This is a genomic window from Stenotrophomonas sp. 2YAF22, assembly GCF_052114665.1.
Classification (GTDB): domain Bacteria; phylum Pseudomonadota; class Gammaproteobacteria; order Xanthomonadales; family Xanthomonadaceae; genus Stenotrophomonas; species Stenotrophomonas indicatrix.
Genome location: NZ_JBFRFE010000296.1, coordinates 1 through 5087 on the forward strand (window position 1 = coordinate 1; position 5087 = coordinate 5087).

6 protein-coding genes are annotated in these 5087 nt (G+C 64.9%); 1 reads left to right on the forward strand and 5 read right to left on the reverse strand.

What is annotated here, in order from left to right:
- Positions 1-157: 157 nt before the first annotated feature.
- The 3 genes from AB4Y84_RS12720 to AB4Y84_RS12730 are packed head-to-tail and all read right to left on the reverse strand — an operon-like array spanning position 158 to position 3217.
- Positions 158-1042: an HlyD family efflux transporter periplasmic adaptor subunit gene (locus AB4Y84_RS12720; RefSeq protein WP_442244859.1), complete on the reverse strand. Its 885-nt coding sequence runs from the start codon at positions 1040-1042 to the stop codon at positions 158-160.
- On the reverse strand, positions 1039-1254 hold the full coding sequence (locus tag AB4Y84_RS12725; RefSeq protein WP_442244858.1) for a DUF1656 domain-containing protein: 216 nt from the start codon (positions 1252-1254) through the stop codon (positions 1039-1041). The genes AB4Y84_RS12720 and AB4Y84_RS12725 overlap by 4 nt, the downstream gene beginning before the upstream one ends.
- A 4-nt stretch (positions 1255-1258) precedes the next feature.
- Positions 1259-3217: an FUSC family protein gene (locus tag AB4Y84_RS12730; protein WP_442250226.1), complete on the reverse strand. Its 1959-nt coding sequence runs from the start codon at positions 3215-3217 to the stop codon at positions 1259-1261.
- Between the two features lie 77 nt (positions 3218-3294).
- Between AB4Y84_RS12730 and AB4Y84_RS12735 the strand changes: the two genes are divergently transcribed.
- Positions 3295-4110, forward strand: coding sequence for an AraC family transcriptional regulator (locus AB4Y84_RS12735; RefSeq protein ID WP_312786668.1), 816 nt, complete (start codon positions 3295-3297; stop codon positions 4108-4110).
- A 78-nt stretch (positions 4111-4188) separates the two neighbouring features.
- On the opposite strand, the gene AB4Y84_RS12740 is transcribed toward AB4Y84_RS12735, so the two are convergent.
- Both AB4Y84_RS12740 and AB4Y84_RS12745 read right to left on the reverse strand, forming a co-directional pair.
- A complete protein-coding gene (locus AB4Y84_RS12740; protein ID WP_425541349.1) occupies positions 4189-4413 on the reverse strand; it encodes a hypothetical protein in 225 nt (74 codons plus the stop codon).
- Positions 4413-4838: a hypothetical protein gene (locus AB4Y84_RS12745; protein WP_313250913.1), complete on the reverse strand. Its 426-nt coding sequence runs from the start codon at positions 4836-4838 to the stop codon at positions 4413-4415. The genes AB4Y84_RS12740 and AB4Y84_RS12745 overlap by 1 nt, the downstream gene beginning before the upstream one ends.
- Positions 4839-5087 lie beyond the last annotated feature (249 nt).

Sequence of the window (5087 nt, forward strand, 5' to 3'; positions counted from 1 at the left end):
GCCTGTGCGTAGGCCGCTTGGTGGCTCGATACGAATGCGCGGCGGGCTGCCGGCGCGGCGGCAACCGCGTTGGCCGGCAGCGTGTAGTCTGGGCCGGACACACAGCCGGCCAGCGACAGCGCACAGGCGAGCACGCCCACGCGTGATGCGGTACCGATCACTTGCAGGCTCCCTGCGCGCGCGGAGTGATGGTCACGCTGGCGGTTCTGCCGACGATCAGGCGTGTATCCGGTGCCACGTCGTCCAAGTGGATGCGCACCGGTATCCGCTGCGCCAGCCGCACCCAGGTATACGTTGACGCAACCGATGGCAGCAGGTTGTGGGTGCTCGCGCGCTGATCGTCGGCAATGCCGGCGGCGATGCTCTCCACATGCCCATGCACGTCGCGGCCATCGCCCATCAGGCGGGCGACAGCGGCATCGCCTTCATTGATGCAGTTGAGCTTGGTTTCTTCGAAATAGCCTTCGACCCGGAGGCTGGCGCCGTCGATCAGCGCCAGCGCCTGGGCACCCGGCTGCAGGAAGTCGCCCGGGTGCAGGTCGAGGTTGGTGACGATGCCATCGGCACTGGCGCGCACTTCGGTGCGCTGCACGTTCAGCAGCGCCACCCGCCGCTCCGCTCGGGCCTGTGCAAGGCTGGCCACTTCGGTATCGACCTTGGCGGCATTGCGCTCCCGCGTTTCCGAAGCCACCAGGTTGCCCAGCGCGATGTCCCGCTTCGATTCACGGCGGGCAAGGGCAAGCGTGGCCTGCGCGCTGTTCACTGCGGCATCGGCCTTGTCCAGCGCGGCGGCATAGCGCGGCTGGTCCAGCACCAGCAGCAGCTGTCCGGCTTTCACCCGCTGGTTGTCCTGCACCAGCACCTGGGTCACCAGTCCGCCCATGTCCGATGCCACGCGGATCACATCCGCGCGTACCCGGCCATCGCGCGTCCAGGGCTGCGTTTCGTATCGGTTCCACAGGGACAGGGCCGCGATGACGGCAACGGCGAACAGGCAGAGCGTTGCGCTCCAGCGGCCAATGACACTCAACAGGTGCTTCATTTCAGTCTCTCAAGCAGGGGCGCGAGCTGGATCAGCAGCTCCGCCAGGATCACGAACAGCGAAAGGCCCACCAGCGGGCGATAGGCGAACAGCCGGTACAGCCCGAGGCTTGCCAGCAGCCGCGAGGCCACCATCGACAGCGCCAGCGCGATGAGCGCCACCGCCAGCAGGCCGGGAACGAAGACGCCGTCAATGGAGATATCGGAGAACATCGACTCAGTCCCCATGTACGATCAACGGAGCGATCAGGTCACGGCGCAGGCCGCAGAGCAGCGGAAGAACACGTTTGGATGCGCCGTTGTTGCCAGCAATGACCACCTCGCGTGTGCGCTCGAGTGATTCCAGCAGCGGCGTATCCACTGTGCGGCATGTGGAGGTACGGATACGGAAGTGGGCAGACGCGCTGTGCAGCAACTGGGCCAGGCAGTCGCGGCTGCGGCGGTCAGTGAACGCCCCGCCAATTACACGCAGTTCGGCCACGGCACTGGCCGCGCGCATGTCCGCAAACAGCGTCCGCAACGTGGGGGCTGCGTCCGGATGGCCGCGCAGGCGAGGGGCAAGCAGCGCAAGCCGATCCACCATGCGGCTTGTCCAGTCGCTGGCATTTCGCACCTGCCCGGCGGCGCGGCGTGCGATGTCCCGCCGGATCACATCCTGCAGGCGCGCGCGGCTTCGATTGCTGTCCAGCGTCTGCAACAGCGAMATGCTGCACAGCGCCGCCGCCGTGCCCACGAACAGCGCTACGCTGCTGTTGAGTGCGCCCGCGATGTGGGTGGCATTGGTGGCGCCCAACCCGGCGATGAGGGGGAAGGTGAGCACTACCCCCAATGCGCCCATGATGAACGGCGGGCGGGCGAGGAACGAGCCACACACCAGCAGTGCCGGCGCCAGTGCCATGGCCAGACCGACGAAATCGGACAGACCCGGAAAGATCACCAGCGCGTAGAACAGCCCGATGACCACGCCGATGGTCGACCCGATCAGATAGCGCATGACATGCCCGGCAGGTGCCTCGGTGGTCCCGAACAGCACGCAGGCGGTGCCGATGATGGAGACGGCGGTTGCACCATCGGACCACGCGGTAATGATCCACAGCGCGCAGGCCAGTACGATGCCAACGAAGGCGCCCAAGGCGCTGCGCAGGGCGATCCGGTGGTCACGATGCAGCACATGACCGTTCGCCTTCCTGGCAAGGTGCACGGGTACATGCCGGCGCCAGTCCGGGCGGGCAGTGTGCAGCTGCTCTTCCAGCAACCGRCAGTCGTGATGCGCAGCATCGAGTTCGGCCTGACGTGCGCAGAGATTTGCACGCAGCAGGTCCGGCCATGCTGTGCGCGCCGTGCCGGCGGGCTGCGCGCGCAGCTGGGCCAGTGATTCGTCCACGGCGCTGGACAGCATCAGCACATCGAGCATCCGGTCATGCAGTGCGCGCAGGATCTGCACCTGGGCGACGCCGTGCACACTGTCGAACGGCAGGTGGATGGACAGCGTGTGCAGCTCGAGGAGATCTGCGGCTACCTTGGAGCGATCCGCAGCCAGTACCGTTTCGTTTGCGCCAGCGCGCATGTCCCGCGTCCAGCGCTCCGCATCGGCGAGGATCGATGCCACGCGCGCGTGCACACGCGCCGAGACCCGGCGTGGCAACAGCAGGCCATGGACCAGCGTCGCCGCAAGAATGCCGATGGAGATTTCCTGCACGCGGGTGATGGCGATGGTGAAGACGTCATCGGGCACCATCACCGCCGGGAAACCAATCAGGCTGGTGGTGTACCCGGCCAGCAGGAAGGCGTACGCACGGGGTGTGCGGTCGAGCATGGCCAGGTACAGGCACAGGCCCATCCAGGCGGCCAGTACCACGCTCAACACCATCGGCGCGTTGGCGAACCGCGGCACCAGCAGCACCGTAGCAACCGCACCGSCGACGGTTCCCAGCAGCCGGAACAGGCCACGGCTGAGTGTCGCGCCGGACATCGGCTGCGACACCAGGTAGACAGTGCCGATCACCCAGAACGGGCGGGTCAGGCCGATGCGCAGCGAGACATACAGCCCGAGGATCGCGGCGAGCAGGCATTTGAGCGAGAACAGCACCGCTTCGCGGTCGACCTTCAATGCGGGCGACGTCAACAGCGCGATGGGGCGCGAAAGCCAAGGGCGGTTGGGGGCGGGGATGTGCATGCCGCCATCGTATTCAGCGAGCCCCTCCACCGAATTTCGCTATAATGTCAATCTATCGCTGAATCCGGTCATCGAGAATGACTCGCATTTCTCTGCCTGGCTTTGATCTGGACCCGGACGCGACGGATCGGCCGGCAGTGGCCAGTCGCCTGCAGGTGGCCGACCACGATGCTGAGATTCCGGTGCATGACCACCGGAAAGGGCAGCTGATCCTGGCACTTCATGGCGCGGTGACCTGCGAGGTGGCCAATGCGCTGTGGATCGTGCCGCCGCAGTGCGGCGTGTGGATTCCCGGCAGCATGCCGCACAGCAACCGCGCGACCGCCAACGCGCGCCTGTGCTATCTGTTCGTCGAGCCAGGCGTTGCCGACCTGCCACTGCACTGCGTGACGCTGTCGATCTCGCCGATGGTGCGCGAGATGATCCTGCACCTGGCCGATGCGCCGCACGACTACCCGCGCGGCGGGCACACCGATCGCCTGGCGCGTGTGCTGCTGGACGAACTGGTGCAGATGCCGGCCGAGCGGTTGTACCTGCCGGTGAGCGACCACCCCAAGATCCGTGCGCTGGCTGCGGCGCTGTCAGCCAATCCGGCCGATCGCAGCACCATCAGCGAGTGGGCCAAACGCCTGGCGTTGGGTGAGCGCACGTTGACGCGGCTGATTGATCGGGAAACCGGACTGTCGTTCGGGCGCTGGCGGCAGCAGCTGCATCTGCTGGTTGCGATTCGCGAGCTTGCCGGCGGCGCGGCGGTGCAGCGGGTGTCTGAAACCCTGGGCTATGAATCGGTGACGGCGTTCATCACGATGTTCAAGAAGGCGCTGGGGCAATCGCCTACGCGGTATTTTGCGGAGCGGTTGCGGAATCAGGATTTAGCTGCGCGTGGTGGTTGATGGTGACTGGCTGACGTTGATTGGCTGGAAGGAAGTATCAGCTCTCCGCGGAACTGCGTTTGTCACGTATCGAATAGATCACTGAAAAGATCTTCCAGCCCCGCTCGGTGCGGACCAGTCCTTGTTGATCAGCGAGGTGCGGAAGGACTCGATCACCTGTTCGATCGCTTCTACATCGCCAGGGGTGCTTTGCTCTGCGTGGGCCGGAAGGCTGGGCAACAGGCAAAGGGCGAGGGTGGTGACGACCGTTCCTGGAGTGTGCATCTGCAGTGTCGGGTTGAAGGGGAGGGTGGGCATGCGCATCAGCGAGCGTACGTGCGCCAGAAGAGCACGCGATTGCCTGTGCTGCTTGTTGCGACGAAGATCGACTTGCCGAATTCGGGCTCGCAACGAAAGAAGGTATAGGAGCGCTTCAGAGCGGTCTCACTCGGCCACCAGCTTCGATTGAACAGCGCCGGCTGGGTAGCGCTGTGGTTGACGGGCCGGCAACCGGGCGGCAACAACAACTGCTTGCTGCGTGGTTTGCTGAAGGCAAGCGCGCTCACGTTTGAATCGAGGTCGTGCACCTCGCGCAGGTCGGTCGCCTCCTCGGGCACCCACGCGGGAATCCAGCCCTTGGCAATCATCTCGGCGTCGACGGCTTCCTGCTTCGTGGCGTAGGAGCTGTCCATCACCAGATCGCAGGAGGTGAGTATTAAGCAGAGTCCGAGGAGGAGGAACAGCCTCATGCGGTCTGGAAATAGAGGTAATGTCGGGGTCATAGACGATCCTGCAGCGCATCCTTGCATCACTGGCTTGACGGTGCACGCTAGCACTAATGAAGACTGGAAGCAGTTTGGGGGAGTACCCTGATCACCAGGGCAGGGGCGTTGCCGATATCGATAATCGTGACCGACATCCCACGGCTTGAATTGATTATGTAATGGGCTTGCGCGATAACTGCCCCGTGCGGCATCGCCGCATTCCGGAACAGGGAC

Coding starts and splice junctions, on each gene's coding strand:
- AB4Y84_RS12735 (WP_312786668.1), top strand. CDS start 3,295: ATGACTCGCATTTCTCTGCCTGGCTTTGATCTGGACCCGGACGCGACG.
- AB4Y84_RS12740 (WP_425541349.1), bottom strand. CDS start 4,413: ATGCGCATGCCCACCCTCCCCTTCAACCCGACACTGCAGATGCACACT.
- AB4Y84_RS12720 (WP_442244859.1), bottom strand. CDS start 1,042: ATGAAGCACCTGTTGAGTGTCATTGGCCGCTGGAGCGCAACGCTCTGC.
- AB4Y84_RS12745 (WP_313250913.1), bottom strand. CDS start 4,838: ATGAGGCTGTTCCTCCTCCTCGGACTCTGCTTAATACTCACCTCCTGC.
- AB4Y84_RS12725 (WP_442244858.1), bottom strand. CDS start 1,254: ATGTTCTCCGATATCTCCATTGACGGCGTCTTCGTTCCCGGCCTGCTG.